The organism is Roseobacter sp. HKCCD7870, from assembly GCF_037830315.1.
Lineage (GTDB): Bacteria > Pseudomonadota > Alphaproteobacteria > Rhodobacterales > Rhodobacteraceae > M30B80.
The window spans coordinates 1-23,672 of record NZ_JBBLYO010000001.1 but is presented as its reverse complement, the minus strand read 5'-3'; the positions used below and the strand labels follow the sequence as shown (position 1 = coordinate 23,672).

General features: G+C 54.5%; 26 protein-coding genes and 1 tRNA gene. 12 read left to right on the top strand and 15 right to left on the bottom strand.

Annotation, left to right across the window (positions count from 1 at the left end):
• Nucleotides 1-120 precede the first annotated feature (120 nt).
• From AAC637_RS00135 to AAC637_RS00110, 6 genes are all read right to left on the bottom strand, one after another.
• Nucleotides 121-354, bottom strand: coding sequence for a hypothetical protein (locus AAC637_RS00135; protein ID WP_340301779.1), 234 nt, complete (start codon nucleotides 352-354; stop codon nucleotides 121-123).
• 687 nt (nucleotides 355-1,041) lie between these two features.
• On the bottom strand, nucleotides 1,042-2,508 hold the full coding sequence (locus AAC637_RS00130; RefSeq protein WP_340301778.1) for a sulfatase family protein: 1,467 nt from the start codon (nucleotides 2,506-2,508) through the stop codon (nucleotides 1,042-1,044).
• A 2-nt stretch (nucleotides 2,509-2,510) separates the two neighbouring features.
• Nucleotides 2,511-3,335, bottom strand: coding sequence for a carbohydrate ABC transporter permease (locus AAC637_RS00125; RefSeq protein WP_340301777.1), 825 nt, complete (start codon nucleotides 3,333-3,335; stop codon nucleotides 2,511-2,513).
• Nucleotides 3,328-4,215 carry a carbohydrate ABC transporter permease gene (locus tag AAC637_RS00120; RefSeq protein WP_340301776.1) on the bottom strand — a complete coding sequence of 296 codons (888 nt, stop codon included), beginning with the start codon at nucleotides 4,213-4,215 and terminating at the stop codon, nucleotides 3,328-3,330. Before AAC637_RS00120 ends, AAC637_RS00125 begins: the two co-directional genes overlap by 8 nt.
• A gap of 83 nt (nucleotides 4,216-4,298) precedes the next feature.
• A complete protein-coding gene (locus AAC637_RS00115) occupies nucleotides 4,299-5,582 on the bottom strand; it encodes an extracellular solute-binding protein (protein WP_340301775.1) in 1,284 nt (427 codons plus the stop codon).
• A 21-nt stretch (nucleotides 5,583-5,603) separates the two neighbouring features.
• A complete protein-coding gene (locus tag AAC637_RS00110) occupies nucleotides 5,604-6,398 on the bottom strand; it encodes a helix-turn-helix domain-containing protein (protein WP_340301774.1) in 795 nt (264 codons plus the stop codon).
• Nucleotides 6,399-6,459: 61 nt separating this feature from the next.
• Between AAC637_RS00110 and AAC637_RS00105 the strand changes: the two genes are divergently transcribed.
• Together AAC637_RS00105 and AAC637_RS00100 are read left to right on the top strand one after the other, a co-directional pair.
• Complete coding sequence (locus AAC637_RS00105) at nucleotides 6,460-7,575, top strand: ABC transporter ATP-binding protein (RefSeq protein ID WP_445322693.1); 1,116 nt, start codon at nucleotides 6,460-6,462, stop codon at nucleotides 7,573-7,575.
• The gene (locus AAC637_RS00100; RefSeq protein ID WP_340301772.1) at nucleotides 7,575-8,444 is read left to right on the top strand and encodes an SUMF1/EgtB/PvdO family nonheme iron enzyme; all 870 of its coding nucleotides are present in this window, start codon (nucleotides 7,575-7,577) and stop codon (nucleotides 8,442-8,444) included. The genes AAC637_RS00105 and AAC637_RS00100 overlap by 1 nt, the downstream gene beginning before the upstream one ends.
• A gap of 262 nt (nucleotides 8,445-8,706) precedes the next feature.
• Here AAC637_RS00100 and AAC637_RS00095 read toward each other — a convergent pair.
• Both AAC637_RS00095 and AAC637_RS00090 read right to left on the bottom strand, forming a co-directional pair.
• A tRNA-Thr gene (locus AAC637_RS00095) sits at nucleotides 8,707-8,782 on the bottom strand.
• 137 nt (nucleotides 8,783-8,919) lie between these two features.
• Nucleotides 8,920-9,207 carry a DUF2312 domain-containing protein gene (locus tag AAC637_RS00090; protein ID WP_340301771.1) on the bottom strand — a complete coding sequence of 96 codons (288 nt, stop codon included), beginning with the start codon at nucleotides 9,205-9,207 and terminating at the stop codon, nucleotides 8,920-8,922.
• A 160-nt stretch (nucleotides 9,208-9,367) separates the two neighbouring features.
• Here AAC637_RS00090 and AAC637_RS00085 point away from each other — a divergent pair, with 160 nt between their 5' ends.
• The 3 genes from AAC637_RS00085 (at nucleotide 9,368) to AAC637_RS00075 (ending at nucleotide 11,126) form a co-directional block, all read left to right on the top strand.
• Nucleotides 9,368-9,583 carry a hypothetical protein gene (locus tag AAC637_RS00085; RefSeq protein WP_340301770.1) on the top strand — a complete coding sequence of 72 codons (216 nt, stop codon included), beginning with the start codon at nucleotides 9,368-9,370 and terminating at the stop codon, nucleotides 9,581-9,583.
• 145 nt (nucleotides 9,584-9,728) lie between these two features.
• Nucleotides 9,729-10,166 (top strand): TIGR01244 family sulfur transferase, encoded by a 438-nt coding sequence (locus AAC637_RS00080; RefSeq protein WP_340301769.1) that lies wholly within the window; start codon nucleotides 9,729-9,731, stop codon nucleotides 10,164-10,166.
• A gap of 18 nt (nucleotides 10,167-10,184) precedes the next feature.
• The gene (locus AAC637_RS00075) at nucleotides 10,185-11,126 is read left to right on the top strand and encodes a lysophospholipid acyltransferase family protein (protein ID WP_340301768.1); all 942 of its coding nucleotides are present in this window, start codon (nucleotides 10,185-10,187) and stop codon (nucleotides 11,124-11,126) included.
• 8 nt (nucleotides 11,127-11,134) lie between these two features.
• On the opposite strand, the gene AAC637_RS00070 is transcribed toward AAC637_RS00075, so the two are convergent.
• The 6 genes from AAC637_RS00070 to AAC637_RS00045 form a co-directional block, all read right to left on the bottom strand.
• Complete coding sequence (locus tag AAC637_RS00070; protein WP_340301767.1) at nucleotides 11,135-11,968, bottom strand: DUF1223 domain-containing protein; 834 nt, start codon at nucleotides 11,966-11,968, stop codon at nucleotides 11,135-11,137.
• Nucleotides 11,969-12,050: 82 nt separating this feature from the next.
• Nucleotides 12,051-12,509: a methyltransferase family protein gene (locus AAC637_RS00065; RefSeq protein ID WP_340301766.1), complete on the bottom strand. Its 459-nt coding sequence runs from the start codon at nucleotides 12,507-12,509 to the stop codon at nucleotides 12,051-12,053.
• A complete protein-coding gene (locus AAC637_RS00060; RefSeq protein WP_340301765.1) occupies nucleotides 12,506-13,288 on the bottom strand; it encodes a glycosyltransferase family 25 protein in 783 nt (260 codons plus the stop codon). The genes AAC637_RS00065 and AAC637_RS00060 overlap by 4 nt, the downstream gene beginning before the upstream one ends.
• Nucleotides 13,285-14,337, bottom strand: coding sequence for a glycosyltransferase (locus tag AAC637_RS00055; protein WP_340301764.1), 1,053 nt, complete (start codon nucleotides 14,335-14,337; stop codon nucleotides 13,285-13,287). Before AAC637_RS00055 ends, AAC637_RS00060 begins: the two co-directional genes overlap by 4 nt.
• Nucleotides 14,334-15,377 (bottom strand): glycosyltransferase, encoded by a 1,044-nt coding sequence (locus tag AAC637_RS00050; protein WP_340301763.1) that lies wholly within the window; start codon nucleotides 15,375-15,377, stop codon nucleotides 14,334-14,336. Before AAC637_RS00050 ends, AAC637_RS00055 begins: the two co-directional genes overlap by 4 nt.
• Before the next feature lie 4 nt (nucleotides 15,378-15,381).
• Nucleotides 15,382-16,242: a glycosyltransferase family 25 protein gene (locus tag AAC637_RS00045; protein WP_340301762.1), complete on the bottom strand. Its 861-nt coding sequence runs from the start codon at nucleotides 16,240-16,242 to the stop codon at nucleotides 15,382-15,384.
• Between AAC637_RS00045 and AAC637_RS00040 the strand changes: the two genes are divergently transcribed.
• Complete coding sequence (locus AAC637_RS00040; protein WP_340301761.1) at nucleotides 16,241-17,095, top strand: glycosyltransferase family 25 protein; 855 nt, start codon at nucleotides 16,241-16,243, stop codon at nucleotides 17,093-17,095. The genes AAC637_RS00045 and AAC637_RS00040 overlap by 2 nt on opposite strands.
• A gap of 48 nt (nucleotides 17,096-17,143) precedes the next feature.
• Here AAC637_RS00040 and acnA read toward each other — a convergent pair whose 3' ends face one another.
• Nucleotides 17,144-19,831, bottom strand: a complete 2,688-nt coding sequence (acnA, locus tag AAC637_RS00035; protein WP_340301760.1) for an aconitate hydratase AcnA — start codon at nucleotides 19,829-19,831, stop codon at nucleotides 17,144-17,146.
• Nucleotides 19,832-20,010: 179 nt separating this feature from the next.
• On the opposite strand from acnA, the gene ccmA reads away from it, so the two are divergent.
• The 6 genes from ccmA to AAC637_RS00005 form a co-directional block, all read left to right on the top strand.
• Entirely contained in the window at nucleotides 20,011-20,634 is a 624-nt protein-coding gene (ccmA, locus tag AAC637_RS00030) for a heme ABC exporter ATP-binding protein CcmA (RefSeq protein ID WP_340301759.1), read from the top strand.
• Nucleotides 20,631-21,287, top strand: coding sequence for a heme exporter protein CcmB (gene ccmB, locus AAC637_RS00025; protein ID WP_340301758.1), 657 nt, complete (start codon nucleotides 20,631-20,633; stop codon nucleotides 21,285-21,287). The genes ccmA and ccmB overlap by 4 nt, the downstream gene beginning before the upstream one ends.
• A 57-nt stretch (nucleotides 21,288-21,344) precedes the next feature.
• Complete coding sequence (locus tag AAC637_RS00020) at nucleotides 21,345-22,073, top strand: heme ABC transporter permease (RefSeq protein WP_317655136.1); 729 nt, start codon at nucleotides 21,345-21,347, stop codon at nucleotides 22,071-22,073.
• Complete coding sequence (gene ccmD, locus AAC637_RS00015; protein ID WP_340255649.1) at nucleotides 22,070-22,261, top strand: heme exporter protein CcmD; 192 nt, start codon at nucleotides 22,070-22,072, stop codon at nucleotides 22,259-22,261. Before AAC637_RS00020 ends, ccmD begins: the two co-directional genes overlap by 4 nt.
• On the top strand, nucleotides 22,261-22,836 hold the full coding sequence (locus tag AAC637_RS00010; protein ID WP_340255646.1) for a DsbE family thiol:disulfide interchange protein: 576 nt from the start codon (nucleotides 22,261-22,263) through the stop codon (nucleotides 22,834-22,836). The genes ccmD and AAC637_RS00010 overlap by 1 nt, the downstream gene beginning before the upstream one ends.
• Before the next feature lie 95 nt (nucleotides 22,837-22,931).
• Nucleotides 22,932-23,672 (top strand): alpha-hydroxy acid oxidase (locus tag AAC637_RS00005; RefSeq protein WP_340301757.1); only part of this gene is annotated, 741 nt, incomplete at its 3' end.

The following is a 23,672-nucleotide window of genomic DNA, read 5'->3' as shown; positions in this document are numbered from 1 at the left end:
TATGACATGATTGATCGCATCCTCGCAGATCTACGAACCGTGGACTAAACTGCCTCGTAGAAATGTCTGTCGCCCTAAAGTTCAAAGGCCAGAGAGCTAATGTAGAACAAAAATTACATTTTATTTAGACCGGCTCCGCGCTACCCGCTCGATGCGGCCGAAAAATAAAAATAAAAAGAGCCCCACAGCGGCTCCCATAAAACCAATTAAAATCAGTACATCACTTAAGTTTGCCAGATACCAACGATGGTCTTCCATACACCTCTGAACACCAGTGGTAATTCGGTCAGTAGTAAGCATTTCCTGGCAGCTTCGGAGCATAGACTGGTTGGTCACGTTAGTATCATTAATCATGGTCAGCGTGCTGCATGTTGACAAAAGAAATGCCAAAGACAGCGATGAATATTTCAAAAAAACTGACGCTGATCTGAGCAAAATAAAAATTCCACGCTTGGTGCAAACTCCACCCATTATTTAACGTTGTTTACCTTTGCTACGCCTAAGCGACAAAAATAGCAGAATAATCAGCGTTAAGGTCAACAACGGATGCAAAACAACAAAAAGCCAAATGTTAAGCTCTTCGTAAGAAATCCCGAGACGTTCTGACCAAATTTCTAAAATCTTAACACAAGCCCAGAACAGCTTGTCTATGAACTCACTATAATCCAAGAAAAACTCCGTATATCCCGTCACTGTAACTGTATCAGTTTGACCCATTTCGATACAACTTCTAATGGATATCCCGTTCCGTAACTTTGACCTACTCCGCGCGTTGTCCATCCACCAATCTGATCCACTATATCAGCCGGGCACTCAACGGCTCGCAAACGGTCCCGCATTGAGTGCCGAAACGAATGTACGGTCGCCATATTTCCCACCTCTGCTTTTAACCACTTATTCAACGCCGCACTTGCTGAATTGGAGTTTGTGAAATTGGTAGCGTTATAGCGAGGAAATGCATGAACCTCGCTTGCCGCACTCTCAACACGGCGCTGAACGCCCCATAGAGACGCGCCGACCAACGGGACCACTCTGGAGCTGCTAGCTGTCTTTAAGCGCCGCCACGGATGCTCCCTGACGGCTATCCGCTAGCATACGCGTAAATCCCTGTGTCTTGTGCGCGCTCATGATACGCCAATGTAATATCTGATCAATCAGCGCCTGTTTTTTGACCCTATGATCTGGATGGTTCCACAAGTTATCGCGTTCGTCCGGGTCGCAAGCCAAATTGAACAACTGCCCCTCATCGCAATCAACGAAATGCACCAATTTCCAATCACCTTCACGGATCATTGTCATAAAGTCAGTACCAGTTAGTATGGGATCGTTGGAATGTTCGGCAAAAACACGTTCACGGGGCTCTTGCCGGTTGTCGGTCAAAACATCCGAGAGCGATCGCGCCTCCATCCACTCGGGCACTTCCACGCCTGCGTATTCAAGAATAGTTGGGCCGAAATCGAAAAGCGCCACGAGATCCCAAACCTCTTTTCCTGCAGGCACATGCCCTGGCCACCAGATGAGGGCTGGAACATGTACTGATTGTTCGAACATGTTCCATTTCTGAGAATGGCCATGATCGTTGAGGCAATCACCGTGGTCAGAGGTAAAGATGATCACCGTATTGTCGAGAACCCCCCGCGCTTTTAACTTGGATACGATCTCACCGACTTGTTCGTCGATCATAGTTACGTTTGCGTAGTAGTGTGCGCGTTGGCGACGTAGCTGTTCATCGGACGGAGTATTAAGATGCATTACTGCATCGTGCCCCTGTTCAAGATGATTTTTGCGCAATGCACGCAGCGGAGCAGGCTGGATACTATAATCATATTGGATGGGTTTGGGCAGGTCTCTACCAGCGTAGAGGTCCAGCGCATCCTGGGTCGGATCATACGGCGGGTGCGGCCCAGGTAGGCCAACCTGTAAAAAGAACGGTTCAGTTCCAGTGTAGCGTTCCAACCACCAGCAGGCCATCTCCCCAACAAAGACATCGGGGTGCAAGTCCTTATCCTGATCCCAGACGAAAGCCCCCAAGGCATCATCGTAATCGGGCCGCTCGGCATAGGTCACACGGGATGGTTTGTAAGCACCTCGCGCATGGATGGCTTTGTCCCAATTGTCGAGATAAAATGGGAGGTTCGGATGGTCTCGGTCTTTATTCTCTACCACATGCCGTTCATGGAACCCGAAGGCGCCTTCAATGGGCATAGTATGCATCTTGCCAACATTTACACAGCGATAGCCGGCCTTATTCAACTCACTGACCCAGCAATAGGACCAGGGTTCGTCATTACGAAAAACGCCGTTAGTATGCGGATAGGTGCCGCTGAATAACGACGCTCGCGAGGGAGCGCAGGAAGGCGCCGTCACATACATGTTTCGAAACACTGCGCCTTCACTGACCAACCTGTCTAAATTAGGTGTGATCATATGATCGTACCCCAGTGCCGCGATGGTATCGAGGCGCTGCTGGTCAGTCAGAATAAAAACTATATTTGGGCGCTGGTCCATGCTCATCCTTTAACGGCCCCCCCCATGGATTGGACGATATATTTGTTTGCCACAATGATCACAGGAACAGTCGGCAGTGTCAAAACGATGCTCGCGAGGGCAATACCTCCCCATTCCACGCTGGCATAGGAGACAAAATTCATTACGGCGACCGGGGCGGTAATAGTGTCCCCTCGAGTGATGATCAGCGCAAAAAAGAAGTCGTTCCAAGCGAGCAGGAATGCTAGCACTGCAGCAGCGACGATCCCAGGCCGAGCGGCCGGAATTACCACCTTGACCAACGCCTGAAAAAGAGACGCTCCATCCAGCAATGCCGCCTCGATTAGTTCATCAGGGATTTGTGAAAAAGAAGTCCAAGTTGACCATACCACTAATGGCAGGGTCAACACCATGTAGGCAGCGATCAGGCCCGCCCACGTGTCTAGAAATCCGATGTTTAGGTAAATCAGAAACAGTGGAATTACAAAGCCAACCGGCGGCGCCATGCGCAAGAGCAGAAGTGCCCATGATGCGATGAACTTGCGTTGCGAGCGGCCCTTTGCCAACGCAAAACCTGCCGGGATGCCAATAATAAGTGCTAGGATAGTAGCGGTTCCGGCCGTCACAAAACTGTTGAACAGGGCAAATGGAAACTCAGATCGCAAGAGTGCATTAAAATTGTCGAGCGTGAGTGCAAAAGGCGACTCCCAGATTGGCTCAAATAGCCGATCTCTGGGGCGAAAAGCTAAGATGAGTGCCCAGATGATTGGCAGCAGCGCAAAGAACAAGAAGGCGAGCATCATCGTAATGCCCGCGAACTGCTTCGGACCTGTCGCATGTTTAGGCATCGGAAATCCTAGCATTGGAGCGCGCCACATAAAAGCTAACGACGGCGGCGAATAGAAACAGAAATACGGCAATAGCAGCGCCATAAGAAACGTTCGAGGACTGGAACGTCTGAATAAAAGCGTAGTAATTTGTAGCCTGCGTGGAGCGGCCTGGCCCGCCGTTAGTCATTACAAATATCAAAGGAAAATGTTTTAATGTCTCTATAAAACGGAAAAGCGACACCATAAGCAGTGCCGGTAGAAGCAACGGCAGCGTGATGCGAAAAAAGACTTGGATCTTAGTCGCCCCATCGATCGCTGCGGCTTCATCTAGTTCGCTTGGGATACCCTGCAGGGCAGCCAGGATCAACAACATCACAAAGGGGTAGCTGGCCCATGTGTCAGCAATCACGATCGCGGCAATTGCCCCGTTCGCTGAGGTCAGCATAGCGGGTACAGTGACTCCAAAAAGATCGAAGAATGCGTTTATTGGGCTGAGAGTTGGCGTGAAGAGACTAAGCCAGATCAGTGCCACAGCCACGGCAGGCACGACGAAGGGCACCACAAATACGCCCCTTATGAGCCGCCATTTAGGCACAATTTTTTCCAACCCTACCGCGACAAGAGCGCCAATGGTAACCTGGAAGAACACACCGAACATGCTAAGCGCCATCATGACGTAGATTGAGTTAATGAAGCGTCGGTCGTTAACCAGTCGCTCAAAGTTCTGAAAGCCAATTTCGCGGTCCCAGGATTTCACTAGGTGAAAATCAGTGAACGACAACGCCAACATGCCGCAAAGTGGTAAGATTGCAAAAACTCCCACGGCAATCACCGCTGGATAAAGCATTCGTGCAAAAGTTTTTTGAAAAACGGGTTGAACGCCAGATATCTGTGTCATCTCTTCATCGCGTTAAAAGGGGGCTTCCCCGGCATGGGAAATGGGTAGGAGTTACCGGAGAAGCCTGACGAAGGGTTCAGACTTTATTGATTTTCAGCCTGAATAGCTTCGATTTCTTCATCGGCAGCAGCCAACGCCTCTGCGTTGCTCATAATGCCGTTCACAGCCGAGTTGATCATCTCACCCACAGCAGCGCCCATTTGTGGCCAATACGGCAGAAGCGGACGGTAGTGTCCGATAGCATCGTTCAACATTTGCACACGCAAATCAAGAAAATCGGGGTGAATTGAGGCATATTTTGCCAAAACATCAGGGTTCTGCGCGACAGATGCACGGGTAAAGTCCCCATAGGGCTGTGCTAGCGCAATCTGGGTCAAAGTCTCTTCGCTAGTGGCCCATTCAATAAACTCAAAAGACGCTTCAGCATTAGGAGCATCCGCTGGAATACCCAGTCCGTGCACAGCGATGGTTGGGAACCGACCCGCAGGTCCCGTTGGGATCGGCGCAATCGAGATTTGGTCGACAAACTGGCTGGCCTCTGGGTCCATCGCTTGGGCCGCAATACTTGTGCCGTCGAAGATCATAGCGACTTGGCCTGACTGCATCGCCGCAGCAACCTCGCCGAAGTTGAAATTGCCGATGCCTTCAGGACCATAATCGTTCATCAGTGTGCTATATACTTCCAAACCAGCCAACGCTTCCGGCGTGTTCATATTGGGTGTCAGGTCACCACCGGTATAGTCCTTAAAGAAGGTGCCCCCGTAAGCGCGCATAATCATGGGAAAAACAAACATGTTGAAGCCTTGACCAGGCGCTACTCGCATGGCCGCGCCAGCGATATCTTCAGAGTGCACCGCCGCAGCAACTTCTAGAACCTCTTCCCAGGTTTCGGGCGGGCTATCATAACCTGCGGCGGCGAGTACGTCCGTTCGGTAGGCCATCATACCTGTTTCGGCAAAGAAAGGCAGAGCATAGTAGTCACCGTTGACAAGATAGGCATCGAGTGGACCAGCGAGTATATCTTCGCGGGCTTCCATATTATTCACGCCGTCAGTAATGGATTGAATCCATCCTGCTTCAATCCAACGCTGAACCTGAATAACTGGCGTATGGACTACGTCAATGTCGCCGGTCTTACCGGTGAAGGTCAACGTGATGCGATTTTCAAAGACATCTTGACCGACGACCTCAATATTTACAGTGTGGCCAGTCTTTGCCTCAAAATCCGCCTCTAGTTCAGCCAACCCACGCGTGTAGGGCATCGAGAACAGAACGACATTCAAATCGTCCGCTAGCGCCGAAACTGGCGCCATTGCTAGCACGGCGAGGCCGCTTAATCCGTTGCGTAGACTACTTGCAAGTTTCATGTTTTTCTCCTCCATATTTGGTTAACCGGTCTGTGCCGGATGCATAGAACCGGCCTCCCTGCCGGCTTCTTTCAGGATCTGCTTTTGCAGGACGATCCGAGCGTTACTGAGGATGCGCCTCGCTTCGGAAATATGCTCATCGCGGTCAAGCACAGGTGTGGCGGCCTCTGCCATGCTCAACAAATGGAGCGGCTTGCCCTCTGCGTCTTCGATAATGGTAGCGAAGCGACGGACGCCTACATGGTTGCCATCAAAATCACACTGGAAATGGTCCTGGGCCGCCCCTTCAATTAGGCTGCGCGCCTCCTCAGGCTTCAGCGTGCGCCTTTCGACACTTGCCGTGAAAAAGCCGCCTGTGAAAAATTTGTAACTCACTTCTTCCCAGTCAAAGCGACTTAGATAGAGCCGTGACATTGCATCAAGTTCGAAAATGCTGCGGCGAAAGCCGGCCTTGGCTCGGATTGCCACAGTGGCATTGGGAAGCTCCGTACGAGCATGCCAGATAAAATCGAAGCCAGCGGCGACGACTGCCTCCATCGAGACTTGATACTCCTCTGTGATGCCGTTCATCAACGAGTTGAGGATCGCCAAATACTCTTCTGACATCGGTACGTTTCGCGTCAGACGAAAGTTACAAATGCAGTATTTTTGAGTGGTCCGAAACAGATAACCCCGATCTGAAAGTGTCTTTATGATGCGGTTTACCGTGGCCGGCGCTATCCCAAGATCGCGTGCGATATCGACCTGTTTCACAGGTTCTGAACCGGCGGCCATCAAGTACTCCATTACTTCAAGAATTCTTACGTTCGGGTTCATTTTTTACTTTCGGAATTCCATATTTAAAATTATAAAATCCAATAATGAAATTTTAGTCAAGATGATTCCTGCTTTAACCAACGCAAGAGGAGACACGATGGCCCATGTGAACCTTGCACAAATAAAAAAATCCTTTGGCAGCGTGGACGTGATCCACGGCGTTACAATAGACATCGACGATGGAGAGTTCGTCGCTCTTGTCGGGCCTTCAGGTTGTGGAAAATCAACTTTGTTGAGAATGATTGCTGGATTGGAGGACCCCACCTCTGGTGAGATCAGGATCAGCGGCAATGTAGTAAACGATCGCCTTCCGAAAGATCGGGAAATTGCTATGGTTTTCCAATCCTATGCACTCTACCCACACATGAGTGTGCGCCAGAACATGTCTTTTGCGCTGGAACTCGAGGGTCGGCCTAAGGAAGAAATCAGCAAAGCCGTGGCCGAAGCAAGCAGTATTTTAGGGTTAGATGACTACCTTGATCGCCGCCCCAAGGCCCTGTCGGGAGGGCAACGACAGCGCGTAGCTATGGGGCGTGCCATTGTACGAAAACCGTCAGTTTTTCTTTTTGACGAGCCGCTTTCGAACTTGGATGCTAAGTTGCGCACCGTAATGCGCAAAGAGGTAAAACTTCTGCATCAGCGACTCAAAACCACTTCGATTTACGTTACTCATGACCAAATTGAAGCTATGACGATGGCCGATAAGATCGTGGTGATGAATGCTGGCCGCATCGAGCAAATCGGCACGCCACTGGCACTTTACAACAAACCCGAAAATCTTTTTGTAGCTGGATTTATTGGCGCGCCGCAGATGAATTTCCTTACGGGCAAAGTGCTTGATAAGGATCGCCAGGCGATGCTGGAAACTGATGCTGGGCAGATTTCACTGCCGCGGGGGTTCGATTTCGCGCCCCACCAGAATGTGACTCTTGGCATTCGCCCCGAACACCTGCACGTTTCTAGTGACGGCGAGATTAGTGCTAGTGTCGAGGTGGTCGAACCGATGGGCAATGAAACCCATATCACTTGCCTCGTTGGTGAGGATGAACTGCGCCTAATTGATAGTGCTGATAGTGCATTGGCGCCGGGACAAGCTGTACGTTTAGGATTTGACGCATCTCAGGCACATCCGTTTGATAGTGTGACAGAGCAGCGCCTACCAGACCGGAACGCGTAATGAAAACAGTAGAGGATACTGTCACGACACAGCACTTAGCACCGATGGTCGCCTTTGACGGCGGTCAATTTGTTATGGGTTCGGACCACCACTACCCTGAAGAAGCACCGACGCGAGTTGTTGAGGTGCAGGCTTTTACTATTGATCGCTATGCCGTGACTAACGCACAGTTTGAAGCATTCGTGAAGGCTACCAGCTATATCACTACGGCAGAGCGCACAGGTCTGGATGGCAGCCCCCCCGGATCGATGGTCTTTCGAATGACGACTGGCCCGGTTTCTCTATTGAACCCAAGCAACTGGTGGGCGTTCGTACCTGGTGCCTACTGGCGTGCGCCTGAGGGGCCTGGCAGCACCATTGCGGAAAGAATGGACCATCCAGTGGTGCAACTCAGTCAATCGGATGCGGTTGCTTATGCGGCGTGGGCTGGAAAACGTCTTCCAACCGAAGTTGAATGGGAGCTTGCTGCAAGTCTTGCTTGCGAAATGAGTGAAGTGTTAACTTCCGCAAATATCTGGCGCGGAGAGTTTCCTTACCAAAATCTCAACCGAAAGTCGCCACCATTCACTGTTCCAGTCGCGTCTGGAGTAGGACGCGCTCGCCTTCCCATGAACATGATTGGGAATGTGTGGGAGTGGACTACAAGTAGCTTCTATTGCGAAGAACAAGACGCGTGCTGCGGTCACTTAAAGCAGACAGGCACGCAAGACCTTCGAGTACTGAAAGGTGGCTCATTTCTTTGCGCAGACTCCTACTGCCGACGCTACCGGCCACAGGCAAGAATAGGTCAGCCTGAGCACACTACAACAAATCACATTGGTTTTCGCTGCGCGCAGGATCCCACCCTGGTTGCTACTTGCTTATGGTAATGGGATCTTGGCGGCCCATAAACAAGTGCCTTTCAATGCCAAATTTTTCATTCCCCCATCAAAACTCCACCCAACGAAATCTACCAACCCATGACCAAGGCGCGGGGTCCGTGGCGCGCAGTCTTATATCAGGGGGTCTCCGCCCCCTGCCCTAGCTTATCAATGTCCGGAATTACGCCAAGTAACCCCTAAACTTTTGGCACCCATATGGCACCCCAATACGAGGGATTTTCTAAATAAATCATTTAAGTGATTGATTTAATGGTGCCCCCACACGGACTCGAACCGCGGACCCTCTGATTACAAATCAGATGCTCTACCAGCTGAGCTATAGGGGCACTGCGTGGCCAGATAGGACTTTACGGCGGCAGACGCAAGAGGCTGGATTGAAAAATTTTCGATGAAACGCGCGCATTCTCTAGCGACTTTAGGATGCTTGAATTACGCAAATCAGCGGGACACGTATCATTGCGCCTCAACGCATACCCAGCGCCTCTTTATACATTTCAAGCACGGCTTCTTCCTCGGCGATGTCGTCAGGTTCGCGCTTGCGCAATGTGATCAGCTTACGGATGACTTTGGTGTCATAACCGCGTCCTTTGGCCTCGGCCATTACCTCTTTTTGTTGATCGGCAATGTCCTTTTTCTCAACCTCGAGACGCTCAAACCGCTCGATAAAGGCACGCAGCTCATCTGCGGTGACCCGATAAGTCGCATCCGAGGAAGAGGGGCCAGCGGGGCTTTGGGCAATTTGGTCATCCATGAAACATGTCTCCTTCGGGCGGATCAGCAAAATCGTACGGCCCATGACCTAGCGCCCGTCATTGGCTTTCGCAAGCGCGTTTGGCGCAAAAGGATTGCGTGAAGTTCGCAATCGCGTTAGCCCGCAGGCAGTGAATTTTAAGCCCAAGGGAATATGCGCGATGGAATGGCTTATTTGGATCGGAACTGGGCTGACATTGATCGGCCTTAGCCTTTTGGCCTATTGCATTTTCGCGGCCATATTCGCCAAACGCGCAGGCCGGCCCGAGGCTGAGTTGCGCGTAAAATTGCAGCGGATCGTGGTGATCAACATGGGCGCGCTGTTGCTCTCAGCTCTGGGGTTGATGTCTGTGGTGATCGGAATTTTTCTCACCTAAGACACTCGCTTTTTTGAGCTACCAGGGACCAGCCGCCGCTTCAATGAGTGTCAACTTCTACAATTGCCCTCAGCCCCAAGCCTGCCTAGATTGGGTGAAACGGTCTGTGCAATCAGAAACCGACCACAACAGAGGATGTCCCGAAATGGAACCGCGCCAAATCACCGATAAAATCTTTGTCTCGCCGCAAGTTGCGCCCGAGGATTTGGCCGCCCTCAAAGCAGAAGGGTTCACAGCCTTGATCTGCAACCGCCCCGATGCCGAGAACCCCGAACCCCTCCAAGCAGCGGCATTTGAGACCGCAGCCGAAGCGGCGGGCTTGGAATTTGTTTATAACCCAATGGGGGCTGCAGGGTTAAGCATGGACATGATTGACGAACAGGCCGATGCGATTGAGGGCAGCAGCGGCAAGATTTTGGCCTATTGTGCCTCTGGCACGCGTTCGGCGGTTTTGTCGGCCTTTGCCCTTGCAGGCACCATGGCGCGGGATGAAATTTTGGACGCGATTGCAACTGCGGGCTATCCGATGCCACATCTTGCCCCGCAGATTGACCATGTGGCATCCGCCCGCGCAGATGGCTGAGGGAAAGATACAGCTGCCATGGCCGCCTATGACCGAGATCGCCGCACCCCTGTTGATTGGGTCGTAAACGCCCTGTTCCAAGCGGTTCTGGCGGCGGCACGCGCCCTGCCCTATGCGCAGCGTGTGGCCTTGATCGGATGGCTGACGCGGCGCGTGTTGGGGCCGCTTGCGGGGTTTCGCCGCCGCGCGATGGGGCATCTGGCCTATATCTGGCCTGATCTGCCCGAGAAACGGCGCGCGGATATTGTCAATGCCAGTTTAGATAATCTGGGCCGTTCGGTGATCGAGCAATATTCCGCACCCGACCTGATTGCTCGTGCAAAGCACTGGCAGCCTCATGGCACGGGATGGCAGGCGGCCGAGGCCGCGCGACAGGCGGGGCGCCCGATCCTGTTTGTCTCAGGCCATTTCGGCAATTACCAAGCCTTTCGTAGCGCCATGAACCAACGCGGCTATCACATGGGCGGGCTCTATCGCCCAATGAACAATGGCTATGTGAATGCCCATTACGAGGATACGATGCGCGCATTCGGCGGCCCCGCCTTTCCCCGCGGGCGGCGGGGCGTGGCGCAATTCCTGCGCCACATTAAGAGGGGTGGGCAATGCGCCATCTTGTTGGATCAATATTTTGCAGACGGGGTGCGCGTTGATTTCTTAGGCAAACCTGCACCAACGGCCCTGACGGGGGCGGAAATGGCGCTGCGCCATGACGCGCTGGTTGTGCCAATTTTTGCACGCCGCTGTGAAAATGGCTTGGATTTCGACATTCTGGTCGATGCGCCCATCCCGCATGGCACAGCCGAGGCCATGACGCAGGCCATTTCAGATGCGATATCGCGGCGCATCCGCGAAACACCCGAACAATGGCTGTGGGTGCATCGCCGCTGGAAGCCGGAACGCCAATTGCGTTATTTTGATCTAGATGCCGAAGAGGAAGAGGCGCTGCGCCGCGATTTATAGCGCCCCGTTTATTGAGGCGCCCGTGCAGCCCCCATCACAGGGCCAAGCGCACCAGCGCCAAGGCGGGCCTGCACCACCACGGCCAAATCCATCTCTGCCTCTGCCGTAATCGTGCGCACAAACGGGGCGCGGCCATCCCAATCGCCCAAGATTTCCAAACCCCGCACCACATTGCTGTAATGAGCATCACGCCCCGCATTCTCGCCACGGGTGATATCCACCTCAGCACGCGGGGTATAGCGGATCACCTGCACCACCATTGGCGCAGTCTGCGTGGTTTGCGCCATCAGGCGATAGCCGTCTGCACTGCGAATAAGTTCGACCGCAACAGGATATCCCTGCGCGGCATGGGCGCGGATCAAATCGGCCAATTCCATCGGCTGGGCCCCCACCAGATGATCATGCCCCCCCACGACCATATGCGGCGTATAAACCCGCCGTCCCCCTGCGGCGCGCACATAGGCCTCTTGGCGGCGCGAGAATTGAGGTTGGGCGAATGTGTCGGGCCAACCGATATAATCCCAATAATCCACATGCAGACCCAAGGGCAAAACATCGCCCCGCGTGGCCAATTCATTGAGCAACGCATCCGCTGGCGGGCAAGAGGAACAGCCTTGCGAGGTAAACAACTCCACAACAACAGGGCCTGTTGCGGATGATTGCGCCTCGGCCATTTTGGGGGAAAGGGCCATGATGGCTAAAACCGCAAAACAGAGCGCCTGCACCATGGGGCGCAGGCCAATAACCATCCGACCTAGAACCATTTGCAGCAGCGAGCCTGTCATCATCATCCCTCTTGCACTGTCCCCTTTCACATAGGCCGCTTTTCGCGACTGCGCCAATCAAGCCTTTGCGAGCCACGGTAATATTCCACCCATGTCACAACTATGGCCGCGATTGTTATCGAAGAAAACCAAAGAAGCGTTAAATCCAACGCGGCGTGGTTTGAATATAGCGAAGTCCCTCAACGCCGAACGCGTGGCGTAGCCCCTCTTCCTCAGGGACAGCAAATCGTTGATCCACCATCCAAAAATAGAGATAGGGGATCAAGACAGGCGATAGCGCACCCAAAACCAATACCCACCCGATTAAAATCAACACCATGCCTAAATAGATCGGGTTGCGGCTATATTTGAACGGGCCAGATGTGATCAAAGCCTTTGGGGTATGGCGCGGTTCAATCGGTGTTTTGGCCCGATAGAAAAACCAAGCCGCCCATAAGATCACGGCGACCCCCACAGCGATGGTCAGACCCCCGCCCACACGAAACACGGGGCCAAAGGCCATGATCAGGGGCAATTCTCGCGCCAAGATCCACGCAACCGATGCGGCAAGGAACAGCCATATCGGTGGAATATCAATATAGGCCCGTAACGCCCTCATAGCGTGATCTTTGGCCAATCGTGCGCAGGCGCAACATGCAGCCTTGTGCCCTGGTGCCGCAACTGACGCCACCCCATGACGATCTGCCCCCAAATCCGCCGCGCCCGAAACCCAAGCGCCGCCATGCCCGACACCGGCAAGCGCGGCTTTTCAACGGCATCAATCAAAGATCGGGTTTCAAGCGCCTGCGGCACCCCATATTGCGCGCAAATATCCAATTGCACCGCCAAAGCAGGCACAGCCTGATAGCTGCGCATCCCATATGTGGAGGAAATAATCGCATCCGATGGCCCACCCACACGCAGCGCGTGATCAAGCATCAGCTTCGCCCCCTTAGGATAGGCGATATAGGCCGCAGAACCCGTTCGATCCTGCCACAGGCGCAGCATCGGGGCCGCAGAATGCAAGACACGGCCCAAAACTTTTTTGCGACCGCGCGTCTCAAGAGAGATGTGATCGACATCGGTCAACCCAGCAACATCCGCGAGAAAGGTGGGCAAATCCGCGGCCAAGGTCGCGTCATCCTCTAAAATCAAATGCGGGACATCCGCCGCAATCACAGCGCGCCACGCGGCCATATGCGAAGCGCAAAGTGCCATTTCTGTAACCCGCAAGGGTCGCTGCCACCGATGCCATACAGGATCATCGGCAGGCGGGGTTAACGTGTCGGGGGTGATCGCCTCAATCCGCGCCCAGTCCAGACCGAAATGATCCATCTGCGCGGCCATAAAGGCCATACGATCCTTGGCCGTTGCCATATTGATGATCAACACCCTCATCGGCCAAAATCCATTGCAGACAAATCCCCGTCAATCAGCGCCAAATATTGCGCCACAACGCGGGATTTGGTGAATTTCTCGGATAATTGCGCTTGGCCCGCAGTCACTAATTGCGCGGCCAAGTCTGGCTTGGCCCGCAATCGCAAGAGCGCCTGTGCCATTGCATCAACATCGTCAATATCAACAAGCAGCGCATCCTTGCCATCCTCACAAAACCATGACGGCCCCTCGCTGCGCGTGGCGACAACAGGGGTGGCACTGCGCCATGCCTCGAGAATGACATTCCCAAGCGGTTCATGGCGCGAAGGCATGACATAGGCATCTGCGCTGGCCACAAGATGCATCGGCTCCTCGACCCAACCCAAAAAGCGAACGCGATCTATCACCCCAAGATCACGGGCAAGCGCCTCAAGCGCAGGGCGTTTTTCGCCCTCACCCGCGAGCCATAAATACGCGCCCTCCACCTGTGCGAAGGCACGGATCAGCGTGTCAAACCCCTTGCGGTGGATAAACCGCCCCGACCCGACAATCAAAAAGGCATCGTCAGGCGTGTCATAGGTGGTCCGCGCAATAGCACGCGGTGTCACCTCGCGCACGAAATTCGAAATCACCCCAAGGGGACGCTGCCAGCCCAAATCGCGGCAAGCCTGCGCAATACCAGGCGTATTGGCAACGATCACATCATTGCGTGCGAAGTTTTTCAAATGGCGCGGATAATCCCCCAAGCGCGTGATCCGCACGCCCCCACCCGATTGGGGCAAGAGTTTCGAGGCGCGCGACATCCATGCAAATGTCGCATCTGGCCGCCACGCCGCGCGCATCTGACGCAAGCGCCACCGCAGCCCAAGAGATTGTGGGCTGAGAAACCGAAAATTGGTTTCATAAATCGCGCCAAGTGGGCGAAGATCCTTGGCCCAAGCCCGATTGGGACGGATCACAAAACGCTGCTCAACCCCCGCTTCTGTCAAAGCCTGACACAGATTGACAAAGAACCGCTCCGCCCCGCCATCGGTACCAAAATGCATATGGATCACGCGGCGTCCGGTCATCGCTGCGCCTTTTCATCGGCCAGATTTTGAAAAAGGGTTACATATTGCGCGATCACTGCCTCTTTGGAAAAGCGTGCTGCAAGTGTTGCAGCACCCGCTTGTGCCAATCGCGCGCGCCGCGCAGGATCTGCCCCCAGCCGTGCAATCGCAGCCCCCATCGAAGGCGCATCATCAATATCAACCAAATCCATATTCTCGTCGTCCACCCCATACCAGAGCGGCCCCTGACTGCGCGTGGCGACCACGGGCAGCCCTGCCGCCCATGCCTCGAGGATGACATTGCCCAAAGCCTCATCACGGCTCGGCATGGCCAAGATATCGCAGGCCTGCACAAAAGGCAGAATATCCCCTTGCCACCCCAAGAAATGGACGCGGGACACAAGACCAAAATCGGCCACCAAGGCGCGCAAATCCGCCTCCAGTGGGCCATCACCGATCAGCCACAATTCCGCGTCAGGTGCGTGGCTCATTGCGCGGATCAGCGTGTCAAACCCCTTGATCCCGACAAAACGGCCAATCGCTACGACCCGCCCGCCTGTGGCGCGGGGGGCTTGGGGCACATGCGCCCCCGATGCGGTTTTGGGCGCGGGCGGAAAGTTTGAAATCACATGCGCAGCGCCCTGCCACCCTTGGCCGCGAATATGGGTGATAATGTCGGGCGTGTTGGCAATTACTGCGTCAAGACGCGGGAAATATTTGATATTTAAAGGAAAATCGCCAAGGCGCAGTACCTTGACCCATGGGCCATCGGGGATCAGTCGCGCAACGGGGGCGCGCCATGCCATCACCACATCAGGCGCGAACCGCGCAATTTGGCGATGCAAGCCCCAAAGACGCAGTAGCGAGATCGGATCACGGCGCAAATAGGTCGCCTGATGCACGCGCCCGCGCGGGGCCAATTCGGGCAGCCAGATTTGCGCGGGCCGCACGGCAAATTCTTGTTCGATCCCCGCCTCATGAAACCCTTGGGTCAGGCGAAGGAAGAAGCGCTCTGTGCCACCATCGCGCCCCATCATGATATGGAAGATCCGTTTGACCACGCGCCTATAACCCCTTGGCCCGTGCGCGCGCCAATTGCAGGCGGTAATTCACGCGATAACGCCCAAAGCGCCACAGCCTGACCCAAATCGGGTCCTTCTGCGCCATTTTTTTGCGGCTATCGCCGACTGTGCCATCGCTCGTCTCTTGCGCGCCGATGGCAATCGTTTGTGGCGCAATCATCGCCACGCGCAAATCAAACTCCCAAAAATGCTTATGATCTTCATCGACAGGGCGGAAAATCGGCGGCACTTTGGCCAATATTTTTTCGGCCCCCGCCCGCGTCAGAACATAGCCCAAAGTGGTAGAGGGAACGCGATCAGGGCAACCCAGCGTAAAGCCCTGCCCAATCGTCTGCGCCTGATCAAGGCGCACAGGCTTGAACGAAAAGAGCTTTACCATATCCCATGCCGCGGGGCGCTTTTGCAAATCATCCTGCAACGCGGATAGGGTCGCGGCAAAGTCACCCGTGATGCGCAGGTCATCCTCTAGAACCACCGCGGCCTCAGCCCCGCTTTCCAACAGCCATTCAGCGGCCTTGATGTGGCTGAGGTAACAGCCAATTTCAGGCGGCACCAAATCATGCCGCGCGTAGCGGCGATTGGCGCGCACATCATAGACGCGGGCCAACGCGCCTTCGGACAGCGCCCGACCATTCACTGCAGGCAGGCGCGTCCATGCGACACCCGCGCCGTCCAACTCTGCGCCAACACGGGCGAGCCGCGTTTCATTGCTGTCCATATTGATGACGTAAACAGGCCAGTCTTGCACGCGCGCCGCTCCTTTATCCTTGGGAATGGCATAGCCCAGCCACGGGTTTGAACACAAGCGCCGCGCATCATTGCTTGCCTCAACAGCCGCTTTCATGACAAATGCGCCGCAAGCAGAAATCACCCCAGAGGCGCGCATGGCGCAAAATATCCCAATCTATGTCATTAATCTCGACCGCCGCCCCGATCGGCTTGAGCGGATCAGGGATCACCTGCGCGCGCGCGGCGTGACCTTCATTCGTCATTCCGCCTGTGATGCACAAAGCGTGGATGCCGCCCGCATAGATGCTGTGATTGCGGAATATGGCCCCTTGGGGCGGCTTGGTTTGGGTGACCGCGCCTGCACAGTCAGCCATACCGAGGCTTGGGCCGCCTTTCTGCAAACAGACGCGCAATTCGCCCTCTTTTTAGAGGATGACATCTATCTCGCCGCTGATCTGGCCTCTGCGGTGATGACCTCTGATTGGATCCCGCGCGGCACCGAGGCGGTCAAACTTGAGAAATTCAACGAAGGCATATCCAAACTTTTACTTGGCGCGCAAATTGGTCAAACCCCCTTAGGCCGCGCAATCCACCTGATGCGTTCGCGTCATGTGGGGGGTGGGGCCTATATCCTGTCGCGGCGGGGGGCGGAATTGGCCCTGTCTTGGCGCGGCAAGATGCGGGTGCCGATTGACCATTTCCTGTTCAATGACACGGTCAGCCCCATTCGCCGCACTTTGGCCGCTAGCATCATTGTGCCCGCGATGGCGACACAGCGCGCCTATGCCTATAATTCTGATATCTCAGGCCTTGGCAAAGCAGTGCGCCCCAAAGGATGGGCCAAAACATGGCGCAAACTCAAACGCGGCAGCGCCGAAATCAACCAAGCTCCCCGCCAAATCTGGCAATGGGCCACGGGGCAAGCGCGGATTGTAGAGGTAGAATTCGCCGAAAACCCACCCAAATAAAAAAGCCCCGCGCGATGCGCGGGGCTTTTGGTTTCACTGTGGCGAGGCTTACGCTGCGCGGGCGAGGTTGCGCAGAACGTAATGCAAGACGCCGCCATTCTCGATGTATTCGATCTCAACCGCCGTATCGATCCGACATTTCAGCGTGATCGTTTTCACGCTGCCATCGGCATAGGTGATATCACAGGGCACTTCGGCCAAGGCTGTGATTGCATCCAAGCCCTTGATTGCCACGGTTTCATCGCCCGTCAGACCCAAGGTCTTGCGGGTGTCGCCGCCTGTGAATTCGAACGGGATCACCCCCATACCAACGAGGTTGGAGCGGTGGATGCGCTCAAAGCTTTCCGCGATCACGGCCTTGACACCCAAAAGGGCGGTGCCTTTTGCAGCCCAGTCACGGCTTGAGCCCGCGCCATATTGCTCGCCCCCAAAGATCACCAAGGGCGTGCCTTGCTCTTGATAGGCCATTGCCGCGTCAAAGATCGAGGTCTGCGCGCCATCTCGGCCTTTGGTATAGCCGCCTTCAACGCCATCCAACATCTCATTCTTGATGCGGATATTGGCGAATGTGCCGCGCATCATGATCTCGTGGTTGCCACGGCGCGCGCCATAAGAGTTGAACTCGCGCACAGGCACCTGACGCTCGATCAGATATTGACCCGCAGGGGTGGTGTCCTTGAACGACCCTGCAGGGCTGATGTGGTCTGTGGTGATCATATCGCCCAAAAGCGCCAGAACCTTGGCCCCTTCGATATTCTCGATCTTTTTGGTGTCCATCGTGATGCCTTGGAAATAAGGCGGGTTCTGAACATAGGTCGAGGTCGCAGGCCAATCGTAGGTCTGCTGATCAGTGGTTTTGACCCCCTGCCATTTCTCATCGCCTTTGAACACATCGGCGTATTTGGCTTGGAACGCTTCCCGCGTCACAGTGCGCTCAACTGTTTCTGCCACTTCTTGCGTGGTTGGCCAAATATCCTTGAGATAAACATCACGACCATCTGGGGTCTGGGCAATCGGGTCATTGGCCAGATCAATATCCATCGTGCCCGCAATCGCATAAGCCACGACCAGCGGCGGCGAGGCGAGATAGTTTGCGCGCACGTCGGGGCTGATACGACCCTCGAAATTACGGTTCCCTGACAGCACCGCGGTGGCGACCAAATCGCCCTCGGCAATTGCCTCAGAAATCTCTTTCTGCAGCGGGCCAGAGTTACCGATACAGGTGGTGCAGCCATACCCCACAAGGTTAAAGCCGACCTTATCAAGATCTTCTTGCAGGCCTGCGGCCTCAAGATAGGCAGATACAACCTGGCTGCCTGGCGCAAGCGATGTCTTGACCCATGGTTTACGGGTCAGGCCCAATTCAGCAGCCTTGCGCGCCACAAGACCTGCGCCAATCATCACATAAGGGTTCGATGTGTTGGTACAGGAGGTGATCGAGGCAATTACAACCTTGCCTGATTCCATGCTGTAATCTTCGCCTTTGACGGCGACCTGCTTGCCCAAAGGACGCTTGAACGTCTCTTCCATTTCCTTGCGGAAGGCGGATTTTGCGCTCGACAGCGCCACATAATCTTGTGGGCGTTTTGGGCCAGAAATGGCAGGCACGATCGTGCCCATGTCCAATTCCAACGTGTCGGTATAAACGGGCGCGTAATTCGCATCGCGCCAGAACCCGTTTTCCTTGGCATAGGTTTCGACCAAGGCGATAACCTCTTCCTCACGGCCCGTGTTGCGCAGATAACGCAGGGTTTCATGATCAATTGGGAAGAAGCCACATGTCGCGCCATATTCAGGCGCCATGTTGGCGATGGTCGCGCGATCCGCCAAAGGCAGGCGATCCAAACCTTCGCCGTAGAATTCAACGAATTTGCCAACCACGCCTTTCTTGCGCAGCATTTCCACAACTTTCAGCACAAGGTCAGTGCCTGTCGTGCCTTCCACCATTGCGCCCGTCAATTTAAAGCCAATCACTTCGGGGATCAGCATCGAGATCGGTTGACCAAGCATTGCGGCCTCTGCCTCGATACCGCCAACGCCCCATCCCAAAACAGCCGCGCCATTGACCATGGTGGTGTGGCTGTCTGTGCCAACAAGCGTATCAGGATAGGCGACCAAATCGCCGTTCTGATCCACATCCGACCAAACCGTTTTGGCCAGATATTCAAGGTTCACTTGGTGACAAATCCCCGTGCCAGGAGGCACAACGCGGAAATTGTTGAATGCGTTCTGGCCCCATTTGAGGAAGGTGTAACGCTCCATGTTGCGCTCATATTCGCGATCCACATTCATCTGGAAGGCGCGCGGATTGCCAAATTCGTCAATCATCACGGAGTGGTCAATGACCAAATCCACGGGGTTCAGCGGGTTGATCTTGTCAGGGTTGCCGCCAAGCGCCTTGATCCCGTCCCGCATCGCGGCCAGATCCACCACCGCAGGCACGCCTGTGAAATCCTGCATCAAAACGCGGGCGGGGCGATAGGCGATCTCGCGCGGGTTTTGACCACCCAACTTGGCCCATTCAGCAAAGGCCTTGATGTCATCGACACTGACCGTCTTACCATCTTCGAATCGCAGCATATTCTCCAGCACCACTTTCAACGCGGCAGGCAATTTTGAGAAATCGCCAAGCCCCGCGGCCTCAGCGGCGGCGATGGAATAATAGGCATAGGTTTTTCCCCCTGCCGTCAGGGTCTTGCGGGTCGCGGCGCTATCGTGGCCTACGGTGATGGGCATATTTGCCTCCCTCATCGAAAAAACGGGTTGAACGGTCACGGCCTTAGCCCTTGCTTTTTGAAGTGGCAATGGGGGTTGGTCGCGTTTGTATGCCGTTGCATACATTTTTTCACAGGCAGGCGCAAGCATTCCTGTTTGCACGCTTTCCAAATTCTTAAATTCCGTTTAGCTGTGAAGCTATGATGTTGGAAATCACCTCTCTGGCCTGCGCGCGCGGCGCTGTGCAAGTGTTGCAAAATGTCGACCTCACCCTCTCTGCGGGCGAGGCCGTGGTGTTGAGCGGGCCGAATGGGGCAGGTAAAACCACGCTGTTGCGGATCATCGCGGGGCTGGCCCCCGCCCTGTCGGGGCAGATCAGTTGCGCCAGCGATAGCATCGCCTATAGCGGTCACGCAGACGGGATCAAAACCAGTCTAACCGTGGCGCAAAACCTGAATTTTTGGGCAGGTGTTTTTGGACAGCGTGACATCACGACTGCGCTTGATGCGTTTGATCTGCATGATCTGCGTGACCGCCCCGCAGGCGAAATGAGTGCGGGTCAAAAACGCCGCCTCAGCCTTGCGCGGCTCTTAGTGACGGGGCGCCCCATTTGGTGCCTTGATGAGCCGACAGTGTCGCTTGACCAAGAAAATGTCGCGCGCTTTGCTGCCGCCGTGCAGGCACATTTGGCCCGTGGCGGGGCCGCATTGATTGCCACTCATATCGATCTCGGGCTGGCCGAGGCGCGGATTTTCGACATCAAACCTTTCATGTGCAAAAAGCTAGCCGAGACTGACCCATTTTCGGATTGGGGGGCGGCATGATCGGTCTTTTGATACGCGACTTGCGGTTGGCCGTAAAAGCGGGGGGCGGGTTTGGCCTTGCGCTTGCTTTTTTCTTGATCGTTTCCGTTCTGGTGCCGTTTGGGATCGGGCCAGAAACGGGGTTGCTGCGCGAGGTGTCGGGGGGCGTGTTGTGGCTTGGCGCGCTTTTGGCCTGCCTCTTATCACTGGATCGGATCTTCGCCCTTGATTGGGAAGATGGCAGTCTTGAACTTCTGGCAACCTCCCCCCTGCCCCTTGAGATGGTCGCAATCAGTAAATCTGCCGCGCATTGGATCACCACGGGGCTGCCCTTGGCCTTGGTGGCGCCGCTTTTGGGGCTGTTGTTGAATTTGCCCGAGGATGGGTTTCTGTGGCTTGTCATCTCGCTTTTGGTGGGAACGCCCGCCCTTTCGGCCATTGGCACATTTGGCGCGGCTTTGACGGTGGGGATGCGGCGGGGCGGGTTGTTGCTGTCGCTATTGGTGCTGCCACTCTATGTGCCCAGTTTGCTTTTTGGGTCGATGGTTGTCTCATACGGGGCCTCTGGCGAGGCGGTTGGCACCCCTTTGGCCCTATTGGCGGCCATCAGTCTGGGCAGTTTGGCGATTTTGCCCTTTGCTTCGGCCTCTGTCCTCCGCGTCAATCTGCGCTAGGCTGCCGCTATTTCAGCCCCTTGTGGCCTTGCGGCGCTGCGACTAATCTCTGCGCTTATGAGCATCTGGGAATACGCAAATCCGCGAAAATTTATGTCGCTGTCGGGCGCGGTTCTGCCATGGGTGACGGCCCTTGCCGTTGCGATGGTGGTGGGTGGGCTGATCTGGGGGTTTTTCTTTACCCCGAATGATTTTCGCCAAGGCGCGACTGTCAAAATCATCTATATCCATGTGCCTGCCGCGATTATGGGTTCGGGCACATGGTTTATGATGTTGGCCGCCTCGTTGGTTTGGGTCATTCGCCGCCACCATGTTAGCGCCCTCGCGGCCAAGGCCGCAGCCCCCGTTGGGATGGTGTTTACGCTGATCGGCCTGTTCACAGGCGCGGTCTGGGGGCAACCAATGTGGGGCACATGGTGGGAATGGGACCCAAGATTGACCGCATTTTTGATCCTGTTTCTGTTCTATCTGGGCTATATGGCGCTGTGGGCGGCGGTCGAAAACCCCGATACGGCCGCAGACCTGACCGCCGTTCTGTGCCTTGTTGGCACGGTCTTTGCGGTGATTTCGCGCTATGCGATTTTGTTCTGGAACCAAGGCCTGCATCAAGGCGCATCGCTGTCGATGGATGCCGAGGAAAATGTCGCCGATGTCTTTGCCTATCCGCTTTGGATTTGCATTATCGGCTTTGGCCTTTTGTTTATCTGCCTTGTGCTGTTGCGCACGCGCACTGAAATTCGCGCCCGCCGCCTCAGCGCCCTGATCGCACAGGAGCGGATGGCATGACACCTTTCATCTTTCCCGATCTGGGATCATACGCGGTTGAGGTCCTATCTGCCTATGCAGGGACATTGGCGCTTTTGCTGATCTTGGTGGCAGGCTCTGTTTGGCAGGGGCGCAAAACGCGGATCAGGCTTGAGGAATTCGAAGCGCGCCGCACGGCCAAGCGTCAAAAATCTACGGAAAACCTGTGATGAAATTTCGTCCGATGATGATTGTGCCTTTGGCCGTAACGCTTGGGTTTTTCGGGCTTGCGGCGGTGCAGTTAAGCCGCACGGAGGACGCGCGCAGCATCGGCGTTGACACGGCCGCCCTCCCCTCCACGCGTGAAGGCCGCGTGGCCCCGCATCTTGATCTAGCGGCGCTTGACGACACGCCGCTTCTGACCCGTGCCGATCTTGAGGGCAACGGGCTTATCATTCTGAATTTCTTTGCCAGTTGGTGCCCACCCTGCCGCGCCGAGCATCCGACCCTTACCGCATTGGCCGAAGCAGGAAACCCGCTATTTGGCGTGAACTATCGCGATCAATTGGGTCAAGCGCGTGCTTTTTTATCTGAATTGGGCAATCCCTATGACCGCATCGGTCGCGATGAAGAAGCGCGAAATGGGCGCGATTGGGGCGTGGTTGCGATGCCTGAAACCTTCTTTATCAATTCCGAAGGTTTGGTAGTTTTGCATTTCCGTGGACCGATCACTGATCGCGTACTGAGAAACCAAATTCTTCCAGCTCTTGATGACGCTGGTCACACGTTAATGTTGTCTCAATAGGCAATCTGGCCAACATACTGTGCGTGTAAATTAGTATTCTTCTATGTATGATTGGAAGCATACACACACATTTTGTCAGGATTTTTATTTTTTAAATGACCAAACTTCAACGCATTGCATCTATATCTGACCTGAGAGAGCGAGCACGTAAACGCCTTCCTAGATCTGTTTTTGACTTTATTGATGGCGGCGCGGGCGCAGGCCACACGCGGCGCGCTAATCAACAAGATTTTCAAAAATATAGGCTACTTCCTCGTGTCGGCGTTGATGTGTCCAAAAGAGACTTAAGCCAGTCTATATTGGGCGTGTCGAGCAGTATGCCACTTATTTTAGCCCCGACCGGTCTCTCAGGCCTTTACTATCCAAAGGGTGAAATACTTACGGCTAAAGCGGCACATCAAACAGGCATACCTTTTTGTCTATCGACAAATTCTGTTGCGTCTATGGAAACCATTTCTGATGCAGTTCCATCTTCGGAAAAATGGTTTCAATTGTACTTTCTGAAAGACAAAGGCCTGATGTCTTCCATGCTCACTCGGGCCAAGGAAAATGGATATCGCGTGCTCTGCATTACATTAGACCTACCAATCCAAGGAAAACGTGACCAAGACATCCGAAATGGCTTCACTGTCCCGCTAAAGCTTCGTTTTTCAACGCTTGTTGAAGTTTTGTCGCGCCCCACTTGGACCTTCAATTTTTTAATGGAGGGTGGGATTTCATTTGGAAATTTTGAGGGTCACATCCAAAAAGACAGCCATCGCAGCATAGCTCAGCATATTGCGGAGTTGTGTGATGCTTCTGCAGATTGGAATACCATCCGTGAAGTCATCGAAGAA

Bases quoted from the DNA above. Each gene is read 5' to 3' on its own strand.
- AAC637_RS00045 (WP_340301762.1), bottom strand. From the start codon at position 16,242: ATGAAAGCGGCTGTTGAGGCAAGCAATGATGCGCGGCGCTTGTGTTCA.
- AAC637_RS00075 (WP_340301768.1), top strand. From the start codon at position 10,185: ATGGCCGCCTATGACCGAGATCGCCGCACCCCTGTTGATTGGGTCGTA.
- ccmA (WP_340301759.1), top strand. From the start codon at position 20,011: ATGATGTTGGAAATCACCTCTCTGGCCTGCGCGCGCGGCGCTGTGCAA.
- AAC637_RS00055 (WP_340301764.1), bottom strand. From the start codon at position 14,337: ATGACCGGACGCCGCGTGATCCATATGCATTTTGGTACCGATGGCGGG.
- AAC637_RS00020 (WP_317655136.1), top strand. From the start codon at position 21,345: ATGAGCATCTGGGAATACGCAAATCCGCGAAAATTTATGTCGCTGTCG.
- AAC637_RS00085 (WP_340301770.1), top strand. From the start codon at position 9,368: ATGGAATGGCTTATTTGGATCGGAACTGGGCTGACATTGATCGGCCTT.
- AAC637_RS00135 (WP_340301779.1), bottom strand. From the start codon at position 354: ATGATTAATGATACTAACGTGACCAACCAGTCTATGCTCCGAAGCTGC.
- AAC637_RS00065 (WP_340301766.1), bottom strand. From the start codon at position 12,509: ATGAGGGCGTTACGGGCCTATATTGATATTCCACCGATATGGCTGTTC.
- AAC637_RS00130 (WP_340301778.1), bottom strand. From the start codon at position 2,508: ATGGACCAGCGCCCAAATATAGTTTTTATTCTGACTGACCAGCAGCGC.
- acnA (WP_340301760.1), bottom strand. From the start codon at position 19,831: ATGCCCATCACCGTAGGCCACGATAGCGCCGCGACCCGCAAGACCCTG.
- AAC637_RS00100 (WP_340301772.1), top strand. From the start codon at position 7,575: ATGAAAACAGTAGAGGATACTGTCACGACACAGCACTTAGCACCGATG.
- ccmB (WP_340301758.1), top strand. From the start codon at position 20,631: ATGATCGGTCTTTTGATACGCGACTTGCGGTTGGCCGTAAAAGCGGGG.
- AAC637_RS00105 (WP_445322693.1), top strand. From the start codon at position 6,460: ATGATTCCTGCTTTAACCAACGCAAGAGGAGACACGATGGCCCATGTG.
- AAC637_RS00120 (WP_340301776.1), bottom strand. From the start codon at position 4,215: ATGACACAGATATCTGGCGTTCAACCCGTTTTTCAAAAAACTTTTGCA.
- AAC637_RS00110 (WP_340301774.1), bottom strand. From the start codon at position 6,398: ATGAACCCGAACGTAAGAATTCTTGAAGTAATGGAGTACTTGATGGCC.
- AAC637_RS00090 (WP_340301771.1), bottom strand. From the start codon at position 9,207: ATGGATGACCAAATTGCCCAAAGCCCCGCTGGCCCCTCTTCCTCGGAT.
- AAC637_RS00040 (WP_340301761.1), top strand. From the start codon at position 16,241: ATGACAAATGCGCCGCAAGCAGAAATCACCCCAGAGGCGCGCATGGCG.
- AAC637_RS00010 (WP_340255646.1), top strand. From the start codon at position 22,261: ATGAAATTTCGTCCGATGATGATTGTGCCTTTGGCCGTAACGCTTGGG.
- AAC637_RS00115 (WP_340301775.1), bottom strand. From the start codon at position 5,582: ATGAAACTTGCAAGTAGTCTACGCAACGGATTAAGCGGCCTCGCCGTG.
- ccmD (WP_340255649.1), top strand. From the start codon at position 22,070: ATGACACCTTTCATCTTTCCCGATCTGGGATCATACGCGGTTGAGGTC.
- AAC637_RS00125 (WP_340301777.1), bottom strand. From the start codon at position 3,335: ATGCCTAAACATGCGACAGGTCCGAAGCAGTTCGCGGGCATTACGATG.
- AAC637_RS00080 (WP_340301769.1), top strand. From the start codon at position 9,729: ATGGAACCGCGCCAAATCACCGATAAAATCTTTGTCTCGCCGCAAGTT.
- AAC637_RS00060 (WP_340301765.1), bottom strand. From the start codon at position 13,288: ATGAGGGTGTTGATCATCAATATGGCAACGGCCAAGGATCGTATGGCC.